The organism is Pseudomonas sp. FP2338, from assembly GCF_030687515.1.
Lineage (GTDB): Bacteria > Pseudomonadota > Gammaproteobacteria > Pseudomonadales > Pseudomonadaceae > Aquipseudomonas > Aquipseudomonas salomonii.
On sequence record NZ_CP117436.1, the window covers coordinates 471453 to 492868 of the forward strand.

17 protein-coding genes are annotated in these 21416 nt (G+C 61.3%); 7 read left to right on the forward strand and 10 right to left on the reverse strand.

Going from position 1 to position 21416, the window contains the following annotated elements:
• Window positions 1–21 precede the first annotated feature (21 nt).
• From phaC (PSH96_RS02025) to PSH96_RS02065, 9 genes are all read right to left on the reverse strand, one after another.
• Window positions 22–1704, reverse strand: coding sequence for a class II poly(R)-hydroxyalkanoic acid synthase (gene phaC, locus PSH96_RS02025; protein WP_305457123.1), 1683 nt, complete (start codon window positions 1702–1704; stop codon window positions 22–24).
• Window positions 1705–1792: 88 nt separating this feature from the next.
• Complete coding sequence (gene phaZ / locus PSH96_RS02030; protein ID WP_305457124.1) at window positions 1793–2638, reverse strand: poly(3-hydroxyalkanoate) depolymerase; 846 nt, start codon at window positions 2636–2638, stop codon at window positions 1793–1795.
• A gap of 166 nt (window positions 2639–2804) precedes the next feature.
• Window positions 2805–4484: a class II poly(R)-hydroxyalkanoic acid synthase gene (gene phaC, locus PSH96_RS02035; RefSeq protein ID WP_305457125.1), complete on the reverse strand. Its 1680-nt coding sequence runs from the start codon at window positions 4482–4484 to the stop codon at window positions 2805–2807.
• Between the two features lie 249 nt (window positions 4485–4733).
• On the reverse strand, window positions 4734–5111 hold the full coding sequence (locus PSH96_RS02040; RefSeq protein ID WP_305457127.1) for a DUF971 domain-containing protein: 378 nt from the start codon (window positions 5109–5111) through the stop codon (window positions 4734–4736).
• 144 nt (window positions 5112–5255) lie between these two features.
• Window positions 5256–6593 (reverse strand): ATP-dependent protease ATPase subunit HslU, encoded by a 1338-nt coding sequence (hslU, locus tag PSH96_RS02045; protein WP_305457129.1) that lies wholly within the window; start codon window positions 6591–6593, stop codon window positions 5256–5258.
• Between the two features lie 37 nt (window positions 6594–6630).
• Window positions 6631–7161, reverse strand: coding sequence for an ATP-dependent protease subunit HslV (gene hslV / locus PSH96_RS02050; RefSeq protein ID WP_010563201.1), 531 nt, complete (start codon window positions 7159–7161; stop codon window positions 6631–6633).
• A 298-nt stretch (window positions 7162–7459) separates the two neighbouring features.
• The gene (locus PSH96_RS02055; RefSeq protein ID WP_056860622.1) at window positions 7460–8161 is read right to left on the reverse strand and encodes an SPOR domain-containing protein; all 702 of its coding nucleotides are present in this window, start codon (window positions 8159–8161) and stop codon (window positions 7460–7462) included.
• Between the two features lies 1 nt (window position 8162).
• Window positions 8163–9899: an arginine--tRNA ligase gene (argS, locus tag PSH96_RS02060; RefSeq protein ID WP_305457132.1), complete on the reverse strand. Its 1737-nt coding sequence runs from the start codon at window positions 9897–9899 to the stop codon at window positions 8163–8165.
• A 204-nt stretch (window positions 9900–10103) separates the two neighbouring features.
• On the reverse strand, window positions 10104–12323 hold the full coding sequence (locus PSH96_RS02065) for a primosomal protein N' (protein ID WP_305457134.1): 2220 nt from the start codon (window positions 12321–12323) through the stop codon (window positions 10104–10106).
• Window positions 12324–12551: 228 nt separating this feature from the next.
• Here PSH96_RS02065 and rpmE point away from each other — a divergent pair, with 228 nt between their 5' ends.
• Together rpmE and PSH96_RS02075 are read left to right on the forward strand one after the other, a co-directional pair.
• Entirely contained in the window at window positions 12552–12779 is a 228-nt protein-coding gene (rpmE, locus tag PSH96_RS02070; protein ID WP_017138574.1) for a 50S ribosomal protein L31, read from the forward strand.
• Window positions 12780–13066: 287 nt separating this feature from the next.
• Window positions 13067–14335: a malic enzyme-like NAD(P)-binding protein gene (locus tag PSH96_RS02075; protein ID WP_305457136.1), complete on the forward strand. Its 1269-nt coding sequence runs from the start codon at window positions 13067–13069 to the stop codon at window positions 14333–14335.
• A gap of 212 nt (window positions 14336–14547) precedes the next feature.
• Here PSH96_RS02075 and PSH96_RS02080 read toward each other — a convergent pair whose 3' ends face one another.
• Window positions 14548–17010, reverse strand: a complete 2463-nt coding sequence (locus PSH96_RS02080) for a penicillin-binding protein 1A (RefSeq protein ID WP_370694344.1) — start codon at window positions 17008–17010, stop codon at window positions 14548–14550.
• A 219-nt stretch (window positions 17011–17229) separates the two neighbouring features.
• On the opposite strand from PSH96_RS02080, the gene pilM reads away from it, so the two are divergent.
• The 5 genes from pilM to aroK all read left to right on the forward strand — a co-directional run bounded on the left by pilM (window position 17230) and on the right by aroK (window position 21353).
• Window positions 17230–17886 (forward strand): type IV pilus biogenesis protein PilM, encoded by a 657-nt coding sequence (gene pilM, locus PSH96_RS02085; protein WP_305457140.1) that lies wholly within the window; start codon window positions 17230–17232, stop codon window positions 17884–17886.
• Window positions 17883–18434, forward strand: a complete 552-nt coding sequence (locus tag PSH96_RS02090) for a PilN domain-containing protein (protein ID WP_305457142.1) — start codon at window positions 17883–17885, stop codon at window positions 18432–18434. Before pilM ends, PSH96_RS02090 begins: the two co-directional genes overlap by 4 nt.
• Entirely contained in the window at window positions 18431–19432 is a 1002-nt protein-coding gene (locus PSH96_RS02095; protein WP_305457144.1) for a pilus assembly protein PilP, read from the forward strand. The genes PSH96_RS02090 and PSH96_RS02095 overlap by 4 nt, the downstream gene beginning before the upstream one ends.
• 69 nt (window positions 19433–19501) lie before the next feature.
• Window positions 19502–20830, forward strand: coding sequence for a type IV pilus secretin PilQ (locus PSH96_RS02100; RefSeq protein ID WP_305459969.1), 1329 nt, complete (start codon window positions 19502–19504; stop codon window positions 20828–20830).
• Window positions 20831–20834: 4 nt separating this feature from the next.
• A complete protein-coding gene (aroK, locus tag PSH96_RS02105; protein WP_017138567.1) occupies window positions 20835–21353 on the forward strand; it encodes a shikimate kinase AroK in 519 nt (172 codons plus the stop codon).
• Window positions 21354–21416 lie beyond the last annotated feature (63 nt).

Sequence of the window (21416 nt, forward strand, 5' to 3'; positions counted from 1 at the left end):
TTCTTAATCTGATCGTTGAGCTCAGCGCACCCGCACGTACGTGCCTGGCGCCGCTTCCATCGGTGGGTAATTCTGGTTGCCCAGGGCCGTGAGGGTCTCGCGCTGCACGCCCGACCGTTGCTGGATCCACGCAAGCCACTGCGGCCACCAACTGCCTTCGACGTGACTGGCGTCGTAGTACCAGGCGCGGGGGTCGCTGCTCAGCTTGGGGTTCTCGACGTAGTTGGCCTTGGGGTTGCCCGGCGGGTTGAGGATGCTCTGGATATGCCCGCTGTTGGACAGTACAAAGCGCCGCTCGCCGCCCAGCAGCTGGGTGGAGCGGTACACCGCGTCCCACGGCGTGATGTGGTCGTTGATGCCGGCCACGCTGAAGCTGTCCACGGTGACCTTCTGCAGGTCGATGGGCGTGCCGCACACCTCAAGGCCACCCGGATGGCTGAGCGGGTTGTGCTTGAAGAAGTCCAGCAGGTCGCCATGCAACGCGGCGGGCAGGCGCGTGTTGTCGTTGTTCCAGTAGAGGATGTCGAACGCCGGCGGTTCTTTGCCCAGCAGGTAATTATTGATCCAGTAGTTCCAGATCAGATCGTTGGGACGCATCCAGGCGAAGACCTTGGCCATGTCGCGACCCTCCAGCACGCCTTGCTGGTAGGAGCGGCGCTTGGCGGCTTCCAGGGTCTGTTCGTCAGCGAACAAGGTGGCCGGGCTGTCGATCTGGCTGTCGAGCAGGCTCACCAGGTAGCTGGCGCTGGAGACGCGCCGCAGCTGGCGCTTGGCTTGCAGGTGGCCTTGCAGCGCAGCGATGGTCAGGCCACCGGCGCAGGCGCCCATCAGGTTGACCTCACGGGCGCCGGTGATTGCCCGGCACACATTCAGCGCTTCCTCCAGCGCCGCCACATAGGTGGACAGGCCCCACTCGCGGTGACGCACATCCGGGTTACGCCAGCTGACCATAAACGTCTGCAGGCCGTTTTTCAGGGCGTACTGCACAAAGCTGTTGGCGGGGCTGAGGTCGAAGATGTAGTACTTGTTGATTTGCGGTGGCACGATCAGCAGCGGCTTGGCGTACTGCTTTTCGCTCATGGGTTTGTACTGGATCAGTTCCAGCAGCTCGTTGCGAAACACCACGGAACCCGCGGTCGTTGCCACCGTTTTGCCCACTTCAAAAGCGTGTTTGCTGACCTGGCTGGGCAGGCCGTTGTTGTGCAACAAATCGTTAAATAAATTATTCACGCCGCGCACCACGCTGTGGCCGCCGGAGTTGAGCAGCTCCTTGATGGCCAGCGGGTTAAGCAAGGTGTTGGAGGGCGAGACGGCATCGTTGATCAGCGAGAAGGCAAAGTGCGCGCGGGCGCGGTCATCGGCGCTCATCGAGCTGTCATTGATCCAGTCACGCGTTTGTTTCTGCCAGCTCAAATAGGCTTGCAGGCTGCGCCGGTACAGCGGGTTAAGCGCCCAGGTGGGGTCGGCGAAGCGGCTGTCAGCGGGGTTGGGGGCATGCACGGTTTCACCCAGCAGCACGCGACCGAGTTGGCCGCCCAACGCCAGGGCGTGCCGAGCGGTGTACAGCGGGTTGCGCCAGCCATGGTGGGCGACACTGCGCAGGGTCGCCAGCAAATCCCGGCCCCGCAGGCCACTGATCGCATTTTGCGCGTTGATGAACGCGGCAGGGGTGGGCGCCGGGTTCGTCACGGGTCTTTCTCGCATGAGCCAACACTCCTTCGTCAAGGCAACAACAGGCACGCCAATTCAGAACCATAGTCGGTTCTCGGCAAGTTGCGCGGCGGTGCGGTCCTTACACGGCCGGTCGCGGGTGAATCACGGCCCGCAGGCGCTCCTCTTCAAGAAACTTCATGATGATCGGCGCCACGGCTTCGGCGCGGGTAATCAGGAACAAGTGGCCATCATCGATGATGTGCAACTGTGCGTTGGGAATGCGCCAGGCGAGCATGCGCATATTGATCAGCGGAATCAGCGGGTCGTCGTCGCCGGCCAGCACCAGGGTCGGTTGGCGGATCTTGTGCAACCAGTGAATGCTGGTCCAGCCAAGGCCTGCAAACAGCTGCCAGTAGTAACCGAGCTTGCCCGCCGAGCGCACTTTGCTCGCATGTTCGGCGGCCAGTTTGGAATCGCGGCGGAACGAGCCGCCATATATCATCGGGGCAATGCGCACCACGTGGGACGGTTGGATATAGCGCCTGGGGCTTGCCATCAGCCACAGCACCTTGGGTTTGCCCGGCACCATAAAGGCCCCGGCTGCCGTCGCCGCGAGGATCAGTTTTTTGCAGCGCTCGGGGTAGTCATAGGCAAACTGCTGCGCCAACGCGCCGCCCCAGGACACACCCACCGCATTCACCTGGCCATAGTTCAGGTAATCGAGCATGCGTGCAGTGAGCTTGGCCAGACCGGGAAAGCGATAGGGCACGCTGGGTGTGGAGGAACCCCCCACACCCGGCACATCGAAGGCGATCACTTCCAGGTCCGGGTCCAGCGCCTGGACGAACGGAAACACCAACTCAAGGTTGGCGCCGATGCCGTTGAAGATCAGCAGCGGCGTCAAGTGAGGCTTGCCCGGGCGTACCGCCGTGCGGATGGTCTGGCCATCCAGGTCGATGGTACGGAAGATGAACGGTTGCGGCATGCTCAAGCCCTGTGAAGTGGCGCTACGTGTCTGGAAGAACTCGGTTCATGTGGGAGCTGGCTTGCCTGCGATAGCAAGCTGTCAGTTAGCTCATCAGCTAGCTGGCCCACCGCTATCGCAGGCAAGCCAGCTCCCACATTGATCGTATTTCTACCGCAAAATCTGCTTATCGTTCGTGCACATAAGTACCCGGTGCCGCCTCAGCTGCGGCATAGGCTTTGTTACCCAGGCTTGTAGGTGCTTTCTTCAATTTGCCCGCTCGCTCGGCCTGCCACGCCTGCCAATGCAGCCACCACGAGTCAGTGTGCTTGGTGGCATTCTCCTGCCACTCCAGCGGCTTGCCCGCCAAACCATCGCTGGTCTGGTAACGCGCCTTGGGGTTGCCTGGCGGGTTGAGAATGCTCTGGATATGCCCACTGCTGGACAACACAAACTCCACTTTGCCACCAAACAGCTGCGCCGACTTGTAGCACGACTGCCACGGCGTGATGTGGTCGTTGGTGCCGGCCAGTGAGTAGATATCGGCGGTCACCTGCTTGAGGTCTATCGGCGTGCCGCACACTTCCAGGGCATTGGCGCGTACCAGCGGGTTGTTCTTGAACAGCTCAATCAAATCGCCATGGAAGGCGGCCGGCAAGCGTGTGGTGTCGTTGTTCCAGAACAGGATGTCGAACACCGGCGGCTCGTTGCCGAGCAAGTAGTTATTGACCCAGTAGTTCCAGATCAGGTCGTTGGGGCGCATCCAGGCAAACACCTTGGCCATGTCGCGGCCTTCCAGCACGCCGGCCTGGTAGGAGTGGCGCTTGGCCGCCTCCAGGGTCTGCTCATCGACGAACAACGCCACCTGGGTGTCCAGCGTGGTGTCCAGCACGCTCACCAGCAGGGTCAGGGCGTTGACCTTCTTCTCCCCCAGCGCCGCGTAGTGGCCCAGCAGGGCGGTGCAGGTGATGCCGCCGGAGCAGGCGCCGAGCATGTTCACGTCTTTGCTGCCGGTAATGGCCGTGACCACATCGACCGCTTCCTTGAGCGCCTCGATATAGGTCGACAGGCCCCATTCGCGCTGGGCCTTGGTCGGGTTGCGCCAGCTGACGATAAACGTCTGCTGGCCATTGCGCAGGCAGAAGCGCGCCAGGCTCTTTTCCGGGCTCAGGTCGAATACATAGAATTTGTTGATCTGCGGCGGCACCACCAGCAGTGGGCGCTCGTGCACCTGCTCGGTGATGGGCTTGTACTGGATCAGTTCCAGCACGTCATTGCGAAACACCACGGCGCCTTCGGTGGTGCCCAGGGTCTTGCCGACTTCAAAGGCGCCCATGTTGACTTGGCTCGGCATACCGCCGTTGTGCACCATGTCTTTGGCCAAGTGGGACAGGCCATCAAGCAGGCTTTTACCGCCGGTTTCAAAGAAGCGTTTGACCGCCGCCGGGTTGGCTGCGCTGTTAGTGGGGGCCATGGCTTCGGTCATCAGGTTGATCACGAAGTGGCCGCGGCTGATGTCCTGTTCCGACAGGCTGCTGTCGCCGATCCAGTCGTGCAGTTCCTTGCGCCACGCCAGGTAGGTTTGCAGGTAACGCTTGTAGAGCGGGTTCTGGCTCCACGCCGGGTCGTTGAAGCGACGGTCATCGCCTTCGGGGGCCAGTGCGGACTTGCCGAACATCACGTTCTTCAATTCCACGCCAAAATGCGCGACGTGTTTGACGCTGTGCAACGGTTGCTTGATGGCTTGGGTCAGCACCATCTTCGCTGAGGCCAATAAATCCTTTTTGCGTAACGCGATGATCGGGTTCAGCCCCAGGGTGTTTTCCGAGGCCTGGCGTTTCAAGTCATCGTTATTCTTGTTACTCATCTACGACGCTCCATTGTCCGAAAGACGAGTACCGGCGATTGCTGCGCACCCAATTTCGATACACGACACCAGCCTGGTACTGCGACTCGGGTGACCGTTGATACCGCATCGTCAAATGCAGGGAACTTGCCAGTTCCATTGGTTACCCGAGTTTAATTTTTTTCGCAAGCAGGCCAATCGTTGGCCACGCGACAGGGCATTCAAGCAGATGAAATTAGAAAATGCCCTCTAAAGCGCAAGACGCCTGAGTTAGAGCATCAGCCGCACGACCGACTCACTCGGGTCGCGGGTTTTGCCGGCGGCTTTGAGTTCGGCGAGGTAGTCGGCCCACAGGTCTTGCTGGCGCACGGCTAGTTGGTAGAGGTAGTCCCAGGTGAACAGTCCGCTGTCATGGCCGTCGTCGAAGGTCAATTTCAGTGCGTACTGGCCGGCGGGTTCTATCTTGGTCAGCCGCACGTTGAGCTTGCCGAATTGCAGGATGGGTTTGCCGTGGCCCTGGACCTCGGCGGAAGGCGAGTGGGTGCGTAGCAGCTCGGCGCTAAGCTGGTACACCTCGTCCGGCCCGTAGGTGAGGCCGAGGGTGTTGGAGGTTTTGTGCAGGTTTACAGCGGTGGGGAATTTGGTCATTGGAGAACCGCCCAGAGATAGTCCTGAAGGAACCGGCTTAAAACTGTGGGAGCTGGCTTGCCTGCGATAGCGGTGTTGAATTCACTATGGCTATCGCAGGCAAGCCAGCTCCCACATTAAAAGCGAAGCGGTCCTGAGTGAGACTTACAGGATATAACGAGACAGGTCTTCGTTCTGCGCCAATTCGCCCAGGTGGCTATTGACGTAATCAGCGTCAATCTTGATCGCTTCGCCATTCTGCGAGCCAGCCATGTCGCCGGCACTGAAGGACACTTCCTCCAGCAGACGCTCAAGCAGCGTATGCAGGCGACGGGCGCCGATGTTTTCGGTCTTCTCGTTGACCTGCCAGGCAATCTCCGCCAGGCGCTTGATGCCGTCCGGCTGGAATTCGATGCCCAAGCCTTCGGTTTTCAGCAATTCGCGGTATTGCTCGGTGAGCGAAGCATGCGGCTCGCTGAGGATGCGTTCGAAGTCGCCCGGGGTCAGCGCCTTGAGTTCCACGCGAATCGGCAGACGGCCTTGCAGCTCCGGCACCAGGTCGCTTGGTTTGCTCAGGTGGAACGCGCCAGAGGCGATAAACAGGATGTGGTCGGTCTTGACCATGCCCAGCTTGGTGTTCACCGTGCAGCCTTCGATCAGCGGCAGCAGGTCGCGCTGTACGCCTTCGCGGGACACATCGACGCCGCCGGAGTTACCGCGCTTGGCCACCTTGTCGATCTCGTCGATAAACACGATGCCGTGCTGCTCGACCGCTTCCAGGGCCTTGGCCTTGAGTTCTTCCTCATTCACCAGGCGCCCGGCTTCTTCGTCGCGCACCAGTTTCAGCGCGTCCTTTACCTTGAGCTTGCGGCTTTTCTTCTTGCCCTTGCCCATGTTGGCGAACAGGTTCTGCAACTGGCTGGTCATTTCTTCCATGCCAGGCGGTGCGGAGATGTCGACGCCGGACACTTCGGCCACTTCGATCTCGATTTCCTTGTCGTCCAGCTGGCCTTCACGCAGGCGCTTGCGGAACAGCTGGCGGGTGTTGGAATCCGAGCTTGGCGCGGCGTCTTCGTTGAAACCCATGCGTGCCGGTGGCAGCAGGGCATCGAGAATGCGTTCTTCGGCGGCGTCTTCAGCGCGGTGGCTGACCTTGGTGACTTCCTGTTCGCGCAGCATTTTCAGGGCGGCATCGGCCAGGTCACGGATGATCGACTCAACGTCACGGCCTACGTAGCCCACTTCGGTGAACTTGGTGGCTTCGACCTTGATGAACGGGGCATTGGCCAGCTTGGCCAGGCGCCGGGCGATTTCGGTTTTACCCACGCCTGTCGGCCCGATCATCAGGATGTTCTTGGGCGTTACTTCAACGCGCAGTTCTTCGGGCAGTTGCATCCGGCGCCAGCGGTTACGCAGCGCAATGGCAACGGCGCGCTTGGCATCGTCCTGGCCGATGATATGGCGATTAAGTTCATGGACGATTTCGCGGGGAGTCATGGACATAAGTGTTTGGCGGCCTCAAGCGGAATAAGCCTACGGCTTACTCGGCGAGGTCCTGCTCCTCAATGGTGAAGTTGTGGTTGGTGAACACGCAGATATCGCCGGCGATACCCAGGGCGGTCTCGACGATTTCGCGGGCCGACAGGTCGGTTTTCTTCAACAGGGCGCTGGCTGCCGCCTGGGCGTAGCCGCCGCCGGAACCCATGGCGATCAGGCCGTGCTCGGGTTCAACCACATCGCCGTTACCGGTAATGATCAAGGACGCGTCTTTGTTGGCGACCGCCAACATGGCTTCCAGGCGGCTGAGGGAGCGGTCGGTGCGCCATTCTTTGGCGAGTTCGACAGCGGCACGAACGAGGTGGCCCTGGTGTTTTTCCAGCTGGCCTTCGAAGCGTTCGAAGAGGGTGAAGGCGTCGGCAGTGGCGCCGGCGAAACCGGCGAGAACCTGGCCGTGGTACAGGCGACGCACTTTCTTGGCGTTGCCTTTCATCACGGTGTTGCCAAGGGAAACCTGGCCGTCGCCGCCCATGACGACTTTGCCGTGGCGACGTACTGAAACGATGGTGGTCAAGGGGAGAGTCTCCACGCAGCGGGGCGAAAATGCCCTGATGGAATCTCATATGGGGGTGGCGGGGGGGATTTCAACCGTAGGACGTGTGTGCGGACGAGTGGTGTTTATGGGGCTGACACTTTCCAGAGAACACCACAAAACCGACTGTGGGAGCTGGCTTGCTGTGGCGAGGGAGCTTGCTCGCGCTCGACAGCGCAGCTGGAGCCGGCTTTTTTGGGGGCGCTTCGCACCCCAGCGCAAGCAAGCTTGCTCGCCACAGCAAGCCAGCTCCCACATTTTGATCGGCGTTGAGCTCGAATCAGCGGCTCTGGCGTTGTTGTAACAGCAGATTGCTAAAGCCTGCGCCAGCCAGTTGCTTCTGCGCCACAGTCAGCTGTTCACGGTTACTGAACGGCCCTACCAACACGCGATACCAGGTCGCATCCTTCACCGTGCCGGACTCTACCGTCACCGATTGGCCCAACAGAATGATCTGCGCACGCACACGATCCGCATCCGCCTGTTTCGGGAACGAGCCCGCTTGCAGGAAGAACTTGGTCACCGGCGCCGCTTTGGTGGTCGCCACCGGTGGCGGTGGCGGCGGAGTGATCCCGGCCAACGCGGCTTGCGCGCGTGCAGTGTCGATTTTCGCCGCTTCCGCGGGTGTAACCGGTGTGGTCGGCACTTGCGGCGTCGGCAGGGTTTTCTCCGGCACGGCGTCAGGTGGCACGATCACTTCCGATTCCGGCAACAGCGTGTAGAAGTCGTATTTCGGCTTCACGGGTGCGGTCGGGCTTGGCGCTGTTTTATTGGCTTCGGCCATTTTCGTGGCCTTCTGCTGTTCTTGCTTGACTCGTTTGACGTCATCGCCCTTGCCGGGCTCCAGTTTCATCAGGATCACCACAAACGCGCCGACCGCCAGGCCGATAGCCATCCACAGCCAGCCCGGAATTGGCTTCTTCGCCGGTGCCTGATAGCGGCTGGCGCCGCGTTTGGGTGCAGGTTTTTTCTTGGCAGCCAACTTACATACGCTCCAGGGTTTCCAGGCCTAACAGTTCCAGGCCTTGCTTGAGGGTCCGTCCAGCCAGTGCGGCGAGGCGCAGGCGACTTTGCTTTTGGGCTTCGTCGTCGGCCGTAAGGATCGGGCAGTTCTCGTAGAAGCTGGAGAACAGGCCGGCAACTTCGTACAAATACGTGCAGAGGATATGCGGCGTGCCTTTTTCACCGACGCTGTTGAGCACTTCGCCGAACTGCGCCAGCTTGGCCGCCAGGTCCTGTTCATGCGGGGCATCCAGCACGATCCGGCCTTCAACTTCGCTGAAATCCTTGCCCAGCTTGCGGAACACACCGGCCACACGGGTGTAGGCGTACAGCAGGTACGGCGCGGTGTTGCCTTCGAAGTTGAGCATCAGTTCGAAGTTGAAGCTGTAGTCGCTGGTGCGGTGCTTGGACAGGTCGGCGTACTTCACTGCGCCAATGCCCACCACGCGGGCGATGTTGCGCAGGTCGGCCTCGGCCAGCTCCGGGTTCTTTTCCTTCACCAGGCTGTAGGCGCGCTCCTGGGCTTCGTTGAGCAGGTCGATCAGCTTCACTGTGCCGCCGTCGCGGGTCTTGAACGGGCGGCCATCGGCGCCGTTCATGGTGCCAAAACCCATGTGTTCCATGTGCATCGGGTGGGTGACGAAGCCTGCGCGGCGCGCCACTTCGAACACCTGCTGGAAGTGCAGGGCCTGGCGCTGGTCGACAAAGTACAGCGCGCGGTCGGCCTTGAGTACGCCGCTGCGGTAGCGCACGGCTGCCAGGTCAGTGGTGGCGTACAGGTAGCCGCCGTCGGCCTTGACGATGATCACCGGCAGCGGCTCGCCATCGGCGGTCTTGAATTCTTCGAGGAACACGCACTGCGCGCCGTTGCTCTCAACCAACAGGCCGGCAGCCTTGAGGTCATTGACCACGTTGATCAGGTCGTCGTTGTAGGCGCTTTCGCCCATTACGTCGGCCATGGTCAGCTTCACGTTGAGCAGCTCGTAGATTTCCTGGCAGTGCGAGAGCGAAATCTCACGGAAACGGCCCCACAGCGCCAGGCAATCTTCCTCGCCGGCTTGCAGCTTGACCACCAGGCCACGGGCGCGGTCGGCGAACTCTTCGGATTCGTCGAAGCGCTTTTTGGCGGCGCGGTAGAAGTTTTCCAGGTCGGCCAGTTCGTTGCTGGTGATCGGGTTTTCCTGCAGGTAGGCCATCAGCATGCCGAACTGGGTGCCCCAGTCGCCCACGTGGTTCTGACGGATCACGTCGTCACCCAGGAACTCCAGCACCCGCGCCACGCCGTCACCAATGATGGTCGAGCGCAAGTGGCCCACGTGCATCTCTTTGGCCAGGTTGGGCGCCGACAGGTCAATCACCACACGCTCCAGGGGGCCGGCCTTGCGCACGCCAATGTTGGCGTCGGCCAGGGCCGCGTCCAGGCGCGAAGCCAGGGCCTGGGTGTTCTGGAAGAAGTTGATAAAGCCCGGGCCGGCGATTTCGGCCTTGGTCACACTCTCGTCGGCCGGCAGCGCAGCGATGATTTTCTCTGCCAGGTCGCGCGGTTTCATGCCGGCGGGCTTGGACAGCATCATCGCAATGTTGCTGGCAAAATCGCCATGGGTCTTGTCGCGAGTGTTTTCCACCTGGATCGCCGGCGACAGGCCTTCAGGCAACACACCTTCGTTGACGAGTTGGGTGAGGGCTTGTTGGATCAGCTGGCGAATGGTGTCTTTCATGGTGTTCTCTTTCGACCGCAAGCGGCGGTGCGCGATGCGCAGGTGGAAAAACTGGGCATTATCCGTGGCGAGGGCGGGCTTGCCAACCATTCAGACAGGTTGGTAGACCTGCGGGCCTCATCGCGGGCAAGCCCGCTCCCACATTTAAGGGTGTTCACATTTCAAAATGTGGGAGCTGGCTTGCCTGCGATTGCGATTTTGCAGTCAATACAGGTCTACCGGGTCCACATCCAGCGACCATCGCACTTGGCGGCCGCTGGGCATTTGCTCCAGGGCAAGCATCCAGCTACTTAATAGCCGATGCAGCGGTGCGCGGGACGTTGCCTGCAAGAGTAGCTGAGCGCGATACCGCCCGGCGCGGCGCTCCATCGGTGCGGGCACCGGGCCGAGCAATTCGATGCCGGTCAGCCCCAATTCGCCGAGCAAACGTTCGGCGGCGCTGCAGGCCTCGTCGAGAAAGCTTTCGGCCTGCCCTGGCTTGTGCGCTTCGGCTCGCAACAGCGCCAGGTGTGCGAACGGCGGCAGGCCGGCGGAGCGGCGTTCGCTCAGGGCCTGTTCGGCGAAAGCGAAGTAGCCCTGTTCTGTCAGTTGAATCAGCAAGGGGTGGTCGGCCAGGTGCGTCTGGATAATCACTTTACCCGGTTCTTCGGCGCGCCCGGCACGGCCTGCCACCTGCACAATCAACTGCGCCATGCGCTCGCTGGCGCGGAAGTCACCGGAGAACAAACCCCCGTCGGCATCCAGGATCGACACCAGCGTGACCCGTGGGAAGTGGTGCCCTTTGGCGAGCATCTGCGTGCCGATGAGGATGCAGGGCTGGCCTTTCTGAATGGTCGCAAACAGCTGGTTCATCGCGTCTTTGCGTGAAGTGCTGTCGCGGTCGACGCGCAGCACCGGGTAATCCGGAAACAGAATGCCCAGGCGCTCCTCGGCGCGCTCGGTGCCCGCACCCACGGGGCGCAAATCCACTTTGCCGCATTGTGGGCAGTGGCGCGGTACGCGCTCCACATGGCCGCAGTGGTGGCAACGCAGTTCGCCGTGGCGCTGGTGTACGGTCATGCGTGCATCGCAGCGTTCGCACTCGGACATCCAGCCGCAGTCATGACACAACAGCGTCGGCGCAAAACCCCTACGGTTGAGAAACACCAGGACTTGCTGGCCGGCGGCGAGGGTTTGGCCGATGGCCTGTTGCATCGGCCCGGAAATGCCGCTGTCCAGCGGGCGACTTTTTACATCCAGGCGCAGGAAGCGTGGTTGCTTGGCGCCGCCCGCGCGCTCATTGAGGCGCAGCAGGCCATAACGGCCGGTGTAGGCGTTGTGCAGGCTTTCCAGGGACGGTGTGGCCGAGCCGAGCACAATCGGGATGTCTTCCTGGCGCGCGCGTACCAGCGCCAGGTCGCGGGCGTGGTAGCGCAGGCCTTCCTGCTGTTTATAAGAGCCGTCGTGCTCCTCGTCGATGATGATCAGGCCGGGGTTTTTCATCGGCGTGAACAGTGCCGAGCGGGTGCCGATAATAATGTCGGCCTCGCCATCCCGCGCCGCCAGCCAGGCTTCCAGGCGCTCACGGTCGTTGACCGCCGAATGCACCAGGGCGATGCGCGCGTTGAAGCGCTGTTCGAAGCGCGCCAGGGTTTGCGGGCCGAGGTTGATCTCCGGGATCAACACCAGTGCCTGCTTGCCGGCTTGCAGGGTTTCGCGGATCAGCTGCAAATACACTTCGGTCTTGCCGCTGCCGGTGACGCCGGCGAGCAGGAAGGCGTGGAAACTGTCGAAACCGGCGCGAATGGCTTCATAGGCGGCGCGTTGCTCGGGGTTCAGCGGCAGTTCCGGCTGAGCCAGCCAATGGTCGTGGCGCGGGTCCGGCGCGTGCTTGCGGATTTCCACTTGCACCAAGCCCTTTGCCAGCAGCAGGTCGAGGCTGTCTTTGCTCAGCATCAGCTTGCTTAACAGTTGGTGGGCCACGCCGTGGGGGTGTTGGGCCAGAGTCGCGAGGGCTTCACGCTGGCGCGGGGCGCGGGCGATGCGCGGGTCATCCAGGCGTGCGCCGGGCACCATCGACCAGAAACGCTCCTGGCGTGCTTCAGCCAGTTCGCCCTGGCGCAGCAGCACCGGCAGCGCCCAGCTCAGGGTATCGCCGAGGCTGTGCTGGTAATACTGGGCGGTCCACAGGCATAGCTTGAACAGCGCGGGCGGCAGCGGTGGGGTGGCATCGAGGACGGCCAGGGCCGGCTTGAGCTTTTCGGCAGGGACTTCGCTGTGATCGGCCACTTCGATCAGAATGCCGATCATCTCGCGACGGCCAAACGGCACGCGCACGCGCATGCCTGGCTGCAACTGCGCCCGCAACACGCCGGCCGGGGCCCGGTAGTCGAACAGGCGGCGCAGGGGCGAGGGCAGGGCTAGGCGCAAAATGGCGTCGGGCACGCGGGGAGTCTCATATAAAGGCAGGCGGTGGCGCAGGGGCGGGAGCCTAGCAGACAGGGGCGGCCTTGGGTATGCCGAGGTTTTTCTGATGAAAGGGGCTTTTATGTGGGTAAACCACGGGAGGCGCCGCTTGCGCGTTTAAAAAGGTCTGGTAGAATCCGCGGCCTAATTACGTGCGGTATTCGACAATAGTGTCGAGTGGCGGCACGCTAGCCCGAGGAAGTCACTATGAAAGCCGATATCCATCCAGCGTACGAAACTATCGAAGTAACCTGCAGCTGCGGCAACAAGTTCGAAACACGTTCGAACCTGTGCAAGCCACTGGGTACTGACGTATGCAACGAGTGCCACCCGTTCTACACCGGTAAGCAGAAAACTCTGGACACCGGCGGCCGTGTACAGCGCTTCGCAGATCGCTTTGGTGCTTTCGGCAAGAAGCCTGCTGCTGCAGAGTAAGGCTCAAAAGCCCTCAGGGTTTTTGCAAGCTGTTGAAAAAGGCGCCCCTTGTGGGCGCCTTTTTTGTACCTGCGATTTGATCGCGCTGCACTCAAAGCAATTTTAATAAAAAATTGTAGACATTTTTTATCTCGATTGTGAACAGTTAAACCCTTATATCCCGTGGCTCTTGGCCGAAAGTCGTAGTGCGCGGCCCTTGACGGGAGTGACTGACCAGTCTTGTGGGGACTTTCTCACACGCGTATCCTCGGCGGTCCGTCGACCAACAGTAAAAGCGGAATGCCGATATGTCTGATTTGAAAACTGCCGCTCTCGAATATCATGCCCATCCTCGTCCAGGAAAGCTGAGTGTAGAGCTCACCAAAGCCACTGCCACTGCCCGCGACCTGTCGCTGGCCTACAGCCCTGGCGTTGCCGAGCCCGTACGTGAAATCGCCCGCGACCCTGAACTGGCGTACAAGTACACCGGCAAAGGCAACCTGGTTGCAGTGATTTCCGATGGCACCGCGATTCTCGGCCTGGGCAACCTCGGCCCATTGGCGTCCAAGCCAGTCATGGAAGGTAAAGGCGTGCTGTTCAAGCGCTTTGCCGGCATTGACGTTTTCGACATCGAAGTCGACTCCGAAAGCCCACAAGCTTTCATCGACACCGTAAAGCGCATTTCCATCACCTTCGGTGGCATCAACCTGGAAGACATCAAGGCACCTGAGTGCTTCGAGATCGAAAAGGCCCTGATCGAACAGTGCGACATCCCGGTATTCCACGATGACCAGCACGGCACCGCAATCGTTACTGCGGCCGGCATGATCAACGCCCTGGAAATCGCCGGCAAAACCCTGGCTGACGCACAGATCGTCTGCCTGGGCGCTGGTGCTGCCGCCATCTCCTGCATGAAGTTGCTGGTGAGCATGGGCGCCCGGCTTGAAAACATCTTCATGGTCGACAGCAAGGGCGTTGTTCAGTCCGAGCGTACCGATCTGAACCAGTACAAGGCGATGTTTGCCCACGCTACCGACAAGCGCACTTTGGCTGACGCCCTCGACGGTGCCGACGTGTTCGTTGGCCTGTCCGGCCCGAACTTGCTGAGCGCTGAAGGCCTGAAGTCCATGGCGGCCAACCCGATCGTGTTCGCCTGCTCCAACCCGGACCCGGAGATCTCGCCTGAGCTGGCCCACGCCACTCGCAGCGACGTGATCATGGCTACCGGCCGTTCGGACTACCCGAACCAGGTCAACAACGTGCTGGGCTTCCCGTTCATCTTCCGTGGTGCCCTGGACGTTCGCGCCAAGCGCATCAACGAAGAGATGAAAGTGGCTGCCGCCAACGCCCTGCGCGAACTGGCCAAGCTGCCAGTACCTCAGGACGTGTGCGATGCCTACGGTGGTGCCCCACTGGCATTCGGTCGTGAGTACATCATCCCGAAACCAATGGATAAGCGCCTGATCACCCTGATCTCGGATGCCGTGGCCAAAGCCGCAATCGAGACCGGTGTGGCCACCCTGCCGTATCCGAAGCACTACCCGCTGAAAAGCGTGGATGATGTGTTCAACGGCTAAGCCGTTGTAGCGCACCAACAAAAAGCCCCGGCTCTTGCGAGTCGGGGCTTTTTTTGTGGCTGGCTGACGCGGTCTTCCGGTGCCAGGTAAACCCTGTGGGAGCCGGGCTTGCCCGCGATGGCGGTGTGTCAGGGAGTGAATCAGTGGCTGATCCACCGCCATCGCAGGCAAGCCAGCTCGCACAGTGGAGCTGGGTCAGGCCATTGATCTCATCAGAACAAATCGATCGGCGCCGCCTCATCCGCCGGCAGCGGGCTGCCCGGTGCAACGCCGTTGCCCAGCTCGTTGACCGACGGCGGCGTGTCTTCGCTCTTGAACAGCTCGAAGTACGCATTCGGCGTGCTAGGGGATGCCGCACGGCCGCTCACCGGGTCGATCCGCAGGCTGAGGATGCCTTCCGGCTCGGCCTGGGTATGCAGCGGCTTGTCCTTCAAGGCCGCGCCCATGTAGCTCATCCAGATCGGCAGTGCGACGGTGCCACCAAACTCACGGCGGCCCAGGCTTTCCGGTTGGTCGTAACCGGTCCATACGGTGGTCACGTAATCGGCGTTGTAGCCGGAGAACCAGGCGTCCTTGGATTCGTTGGTGGTACCGGTCTTGCCGGCGATATCTGCGCGGCCCAAGGCCAGGGCGCGGCGGCCGGTGCCTTTCTTGATCACGTCTTCCAGGATGCTGTTGAGGATGTAGGTGGTACGGCCATCCACCACACGCTCGGCCACTGCTGGTGCCTGTGGTTCGGTGGGCACCGCGGCATTGGCGGCCGGTGCTGCACCTGGTGTCGGCTCAATGGTGATGCCGCCGTTGTTCGGTGCTGCAATGCCATCGGGTGCAGCCACGCCGTTGACCACGTCGCCCGGCACGCGTGGCGGGTTGGCGGTGAACAGGGTGTCGCCATTGCGGCTTTCGATCTTGTCGATCAGGTACGGCGTGATCTTGTAGCCGCCGTTGGCAAAGGTGCTCCAGCCGGTAGCGATTTCCATCGGCGTGAGGGTCGCGGTGCCCAGTGCCAGGGACAGGTTAGGCGGCAGGTCCGACTTGGCGAAGCCAAAGCGCGTCATGTAGTCGATGGTCTTGCCCACGCCCATCGCCTGCAGCAGGCGGATCGATACCAGGTTGCGCGACTTATACAGTGCCTCGCGAATACGGATCGGGCCGAGGAAGGTGTTGGTGTCGTTCTTCGGGCGCCAGACCTTGTCCAGGTACTCGTCGACAAACACGATCGGTGCGTCGTTGACCAAGCTGGCGGCGGTGTAGCCGTTATCCAGCGCGGCGCTGTAGACGAACGGCTTGAAGCTCGAGCCCGGCTGGCGCTTGGCCTGGGTGGCGCGGTTGTAATTGCTCTGCTCGAAGGCAAAGCCGCCGACCAGCGCACGGATCGCACCGTTCTGCGGGTCCAGGGACACCAATGCACCTTGGGCCACAGGCACTTGGCTGAATTTAAGGCTGTCGTCTTTCTGGCGTTGCACGCGGATCAAATCACCGACCTGCGCCACGTCCGACGGCTGCTTGGGCATCGGGCCCATGCTGTTGGTGTTCAGGAACGGGCGTGCCCACTTCATGCTGTCCCACGACACATGGCCTTCGCCGCTGCGGGTGAGCACTTGCACGCCATCCTTCTTCACCTGGGTGACGATGGCGGGTTCCAGGCCGCTGATCGGGCGTTGTTTGCCCAGCTCGGTGGTCCAGGCGCTCAGGGTCTTGCCCGGCAAACGCGATTCGGGGCCACGGTAGCCATGGCGCTGGTCGTAGGTCACCAAACCGTCGCGTACTGAATTGTTGGCGATTTCCTGCAGGTTGCTCGGAATAGTCGTGGTCACGCGGAAGCCTTCGGTGTAGGCCTCGCTGCCATAACGGCCAACCATTTCGGCGCGTGCCATTTCAGCGATATACGGCGCATTCACTTCCGGTGTCGGCACGTGGTAGCTGGCGTTCAGCGGCTCGGCCACGGCGCTCTCGTAGGCGGCCTGGTCGATTTTGCCCAGCTTGTACATGCGCCCCAGGATCCAGTCGCGACGCTCCTTGCTGCGCGCCGGGTTGGCCAGCGGGTTGAAGCGCGACGGCGCCTTGGGCAGGCCGGCGATCATTGCCATCTGCGCCAGGCTGGCGTCACGAATCGACTTGCCGTAGTACACCTGCGAAGCCGCCTCGATCCCGTAGGCGCGGTTGCCCAGGTAGATCTTGTTGACGTACAGCTCAAGGATTTCGTCCTTGGTCAGCTGACGTTCGATCTGTAGCGCCAACAGAATTTCGGTGGCCTTGCGCGAAAAACTGCGCTCGCTGGTGAGGAAGAAGTTCTTCGCCACCTGCATGGTGATGGTGCTGCCGCCGGATTGAATGTGTCCGCTTTTTACCAACTGGGTCGCTGCGCGCACCAGGCTGCTTGGGTCGACGCCGTAGTGGTTGGCGAAATTATCGTCTTCAGCCGAGAGCAGGGCGTTGATGAAATTGGGTGGAATGTCGGCGAAACGGATCGGTGTGCGGCGCATTTCGCCGAACTCCGCGATCAGTTTTTCATCGCTGCTGTAGACCCGCAAAGGAATCTGCAACTGGATACTTCTGAGTGCCTCTACGGAAGGCAAACCCGGACTAAGGTAGAGGTAGGCCCCGCTGAGTACGAGCAGCAGCCCGCAGACGATCGCGACAATGGAGTACCCGAAAAACTTCAGCAGACGAATCAAGGCTTTTGGATTTCCAGAGAAAAGAATGAGTTACGCGTCGGGGCATGCATGGCAAACGATGGATCGACCCGAGCAGCAGGAAAAAGCGGGAAAAAACGCTGGGCATTAAAGCATTTTCGGCCTGGGGCGTCATTCGTGGCGGCCAAACAAGTCGACCGAATGCACGATTCCCAGCGGCAATCAGGCGGTATGACAGGCAAAGTTTTAGGGAGTTTTATGCGAAAGGGATTTTTCAGGCGCAAAGCCGACACCCTGCTGGGCGTCGACATCAATGACACCGGTATCAAGCTGATTGAACTGGACCACACCGCCGGCGCTTACAGCGTCAAGGCATACGTTACGCAGGGGCTGCCCGCGAATGCGGTCGTCGACGGCACGCTGTTGGACCTTGAAGGGGTGGCGCAGGCGCTGCAACAGGCATTGTCACGGTTGCACACGTCTGTCCGGCAGGCGGCGGTGGCGGTATCGGGCCCGTCGGTCATCACGCGGGTGATCGACATGGAGGCGGGGCTCAGTGGCGAGGAGATGGCCTGGATGATCCAGATGGAAGCTGACCAGTACATTCCTTACCCCCTGGACGACGTTGCCATCGACTTTCAGGTGCGCGGCCCTTCGCCCCAGGACTCGGCGCGGGTCGAGGTGGTGCTGGCTGCGTGCCTGAAGGAGCAGGTCGAGGCCCGCGCAGCGGTTTTGGCCCTGGCCGGGCTGGTTGCGCGAGTGGTGGACGTCGAAGGGTTTGCATTGGAGCGCGCTTGCCGTCAGGATTTCGCCAGCTTCATGCCGGGCCATCGAGTCGATGGCGCACAATGGGCCGTGGATGCCCACGGGATGGGAATTGCTTGCGGGCTGGCCCTGAGGAGTTTCGCTGGATGACACGAATCAATCTTTTGCCTTGGCGCCAGGCGCAGGCGGAACGGCGGCGCAAGTACTTCCTGATATTTCTGCTGGGGTTCGCCGGTGTGGCACTCGCGGCCGTGTGGCTGGCGGACCAGGTCATCGATCAGGCGATCGACCGGCAAGTGACGCGCAACAGCCAGTTGAACAAAAACGTCGCCGTCCAGGACTCGCGCCTCAAGACCATCGATGACTTGCAGGAGCAGAGCCAGCAATTGGCCGCCCGAATGAAGGTCGTACAGGACCTGCAGGAATCCCGCTCGGCCGGCGCCCAACTATTGGACCAGCTCGCCCGAGCCGTGCCCGATGGGGTGCACCTGCATGAGGTGGTTGCCAAGGGCAATACGGTGAGTGTCAGTGGCAGTGCCGATTCCAGCCAGGATATCGCTCAGCTGATGCGCCGCCTCGAAGCCTCTGAAGGTGCCCACGCAACCCGGCTGCAGCATGTGCGTGCGCAGGGCCAAGGTGGCGGCAACGAATTCCAGTTGATGGTGCGCCAAGGGGAATCCACCGAGGCCCAGCCTTGAGCCTGCCCAGGCTCGACTTTTCCACGCTTTCTCACAACGCTGCCAAATGGCCCCTACCGGCCAAGCTTCTGCTCGGCTGCGCGTTGGGGGGATTGGTGTGGGGGGTGGGCGAAGGTTGGCTGCTGGCCCCGGCACGTGAACAGTTGCACGGGCTGCAAGCGCAGACGCTGGCGTTGCAACAGCAACTTACGCAAAAGACCGGCCTGGCCGCCGATCTTGGGGCGCGTGCCCATCAGGCCCAGAGAGAGCAGGCGCAGGTCGCCGAGCTGTTACGGCAGATGCCCGGCGAATCGGACATGCCGGGCTTGCTCGAAGACATGGCGCGGCTGGCGGCGGCCAACGGTTTGGTGGTCGAAGGTGTCACGGTGCTGGGTGAACAGGCGCAGCCGTTCTACATCGAGGAACCAGTACAAGTCGGTGTGTTTGGCGCCTACCACGACCTGGCGAGCTTCGTGAGTGCCCTGGGTGGTTTGCCGCGGATCGTCACTGTGCATGATGTGGTGCTTCGGTCTGAAGGGGCGTTATTGCGCCTTGATTTGCTGGCCAAGACTTATCGTGACATGGGCGCGCGCGGCACGTCCGGGGCGGCTGTCGAGCCGGGGTCGCACTTTGTCTACGACGCTGCGTCCCTGCGTGACCCGTTCCAGCCGCCTGCGGCGCAGGTCGACCACATGCCGGGCCAGCCCGCTCTTGCGCCGGACCTGGCGCGCAAGCGCGGCACGCTGGAAGGCCTGGCCGTCGACCAGTTCGAAATGGTCGGCACGCTTTTAATCGATGCGGTGTCGGTCGAAGCACCGCCCCATGGCCTGCAGACCTTCGCTCTGCTGCGCACACCTTCTGGCGTGCACCGGCTGGCGGTCGGCGACTACCTGGGGCCTAACCATGGGCGGATCACGGCGATTCATTCCGGCTACATCGAACTGGTCGAACTGTTCCCGGACGAACAGGGCGCATGGCTTGCGCGTTCGCGAACCCTGGTTTTAAACGTCAACTCATAACGGAATCAAACAATGAAAAGGACTTTCTCGTCCTTCGGTGTGGCGCTATGGATAGCGTTCACGGCACCGATGGCATTTGCTGTGCCCAATCGCGTCGATCTGATCCATCTGCCGCCTCCTGGCAGTGTGGTTCCCAGTGGCGCCTACAACGGCGACACGCTGACCCTCAACTTCCAGAACATCGATTTGCGCGCCGTGTTGCAGCAAATTGCGGATGTGGCCGGGCTTAATCTGGTGGCCAGTGATGAAGTGCAAGGCTCGATCACTTTGCGGCTCAAGGACGTGCCCTGGGACCAGGCGCTGGATCTGGTGCTGCAAACCAAAGGCTTGGATAAGCGCGTGAAGGCCGGCGTTTTGCTGGTGGCGCCTGCCGAAGAGTTGGCGGCCCGCGAGCTGCTGGCGCTGGAGTCGCGCAAGCAGATGGAAGAGCTGGCGCCCTTGCGGCGCGAGCTGTTGCAGGTCAATTACGCCAAGGCGGCGGACCTGGCCAAGTTGTTTCAGGCGGTGACAGGCGTTGACGGCTTTACCGATGAGCGCGGCTCGGTGGCGGTGGATGATCGCACCAACAACATCATCGCCTACCAGACCCGCGAGCGAATTGACGAGCTGCGGCGCATCGTGGCACAGCTGGATGTGCCGGTACGCCAAGTGATGATCGAGGCGCGGATTGTCGAAGCCAATGTCGATTACGACAAAAGCCTGGGTGTGCGCTGGGGCGGGCGGCTCAATCGCGGCAACTGGGGCGCGGGCGGTATCAGCAAACCGTTGGCCGAGGGTGCGGAGCCACCTGAGAATCCGCCCAGTTCGCCGTTTGTCGATATGGGCTCGCTTACCGGTACGGCTGGCCTGGGCATCGCTTTTATTACCGACAACCTGTTGCTGGACCTGGAGCTGACGGCCATGGAAAAAACCGGCAACGGCGAAATCGTCTCGCAGCCCAAGGTGGTCACTTCCGACAAGGAAACCGCTCGCATCCTCAAGGGCACCGAGATTCCTTATCAGGAGTCCAGCTCGCGTGGCGCCACCTCGGTGTCGTTCAAGGAGGCCTCGCTGTCGCTGGAGGTGACCCCGCAAATCACCCCGGACGGCTGGGTGATCATGGAGGTCAAGGTCACCAAGGATGAGCCTGACTACCTGAACAAGCTCAACGACGTACCGCCGATCAAGAAAAACGAGGTCAACGCCAAGGTGCGGGTCAAGGATGGCGAGACCATCGTCATTGGCGGGGTTTTCTCCAATACCCAAAGCAAAGTGGTAGATAAAGTGCCATTTTTGGGCGATGTGCCGTATCTTGGCCGCCTTTTCCGGCGCGATGTGCTGGCGGAGAAAAAATCCGAGCTGCTGGTATTCCTGACTCCGCGTATTATGAATAACCAGGCGATTGCTGTGAGTCGTTGATTCTGTGCGAAATTTGATTCTTGTAGGACCGATGGGGGCTGGAAAAAGCACCATCGGCCGTTTGCTGGCCAAAGAGCTGCGCCTGCCGTTCAAAGATTCCGACAAGGAAATTGAATTGCGCACGGGTGCCAATATCCCATGGATCTTCGATAAGGAAGGCGAGCTGGGCTTTCGCGACCGCGAGCAGGCGATGATTGCCGAGCTGTGCGGCTGCGATGGCGTGGTATTGGCCACCGGCGGCGGTGCAGTGATGCGCGATGAAAACCGCCGGGCGCTGCATGCCGGTGGTCGCGTGGTTTATTTGCATGCATCGGTCGAGCAGCAGGTGGGGCGTACCGCCCGCGATCGCAATCGCCCATTGCTGCGCACCGCGGACCCGGCAAAAACCTTGCGGGACCTGCTCACGCTGCGCGATCCGCTGTATCGGGAAATCGCCGATCTGGTGGTCGAAACCGATGAGCGGCCGCCTCGAATGGTGGTTCTGGACATTCTTGAGCGTTTGCAGCAGTTGCCACCCCGTTAAAGCCAGGCCCGAAATGCGCTATTCTCGGCGGCGCGCCATCACCCTTCGGGGTATGGCGCAGAG

Excerpts from the sequence above, each read along its gene's own strand:
- argS (WP_305457132.1), bottom strand. The coding sequence starts at position 9,899 with ATGAAAGACACCATTCGCCAGCTGATCCAACAAGCCCTCACCCAACTC.
- rpmE (WP_017138574.1), top strand. The coding sequence starts at position 12,552 with ATGAAAGCCGATATCCATCCAGCGTACGAAACTATCGAAGTAACCTGC.
- phaC (WP_305457123.1), bottom strand. The coding sequence starts at position 1,704 with ATGCGAGAAAGACCCGTGACGAACCCGGCGCCCACCCCTGCCGCGTTC.
- pilM (WP_305457140.1), top strand. The coding sequence starts at position 17,230 with ATGCGAAAGGGATTTTTCAGGCGCAAAGCCGACACCCTGCTGGGCGTC.
- phaC (WP_305457125.1), bottom strand. The coding sequence starts at position 4,484 with ATGAGTAACAAGAATAACGATGACTTGAAACGCCAGGCCTCGGAAAAC.
- PSH96_RS02090 (WP_305457142.1), top strand. The coding sequence starts at position 17,883 with ATGACACGAATCAATCTTTTGCCTTGGCGCCAGGCGCAGGCGGAACGG.
- hslU (WP_305457129.1), bottom strand. The coding sequence starts at position 6,593 with ATGTCCATGACTCCCCGCGAAATCGTCCATGAACTTAATCGCCATATC.
- PSH96_RS02040 (WP_305457127.1), bottom strand. The coding sequence starts at position 5,111 with ATGACCAAATTCCCCACCGCTGTAAACCTGCACAAAACCTCCAACACC.
- PSH96_RS02100 (WP_305459969.1), top strand. The coding sequence starts at position 19,502 with ATGGCATTTGCTGTGCCCAATCGCGTCGATCTGATCCATCTGCCGCCT.
- PSH96_RS02075 (WP_305457136.1), top strand. The coding sequence starts at position 13,067 with ATGTCTGATTTGAAAACTGCCGCTCTCGAATATCATGCCCATCCTCGT.
- phaZ (WP_305457124.1), bottom strand. The coding sequence starts at position 2,638 with ATGCCGCAACCGTTCATCTTCCGTACCATCGACCTGGATGGCCAGACC.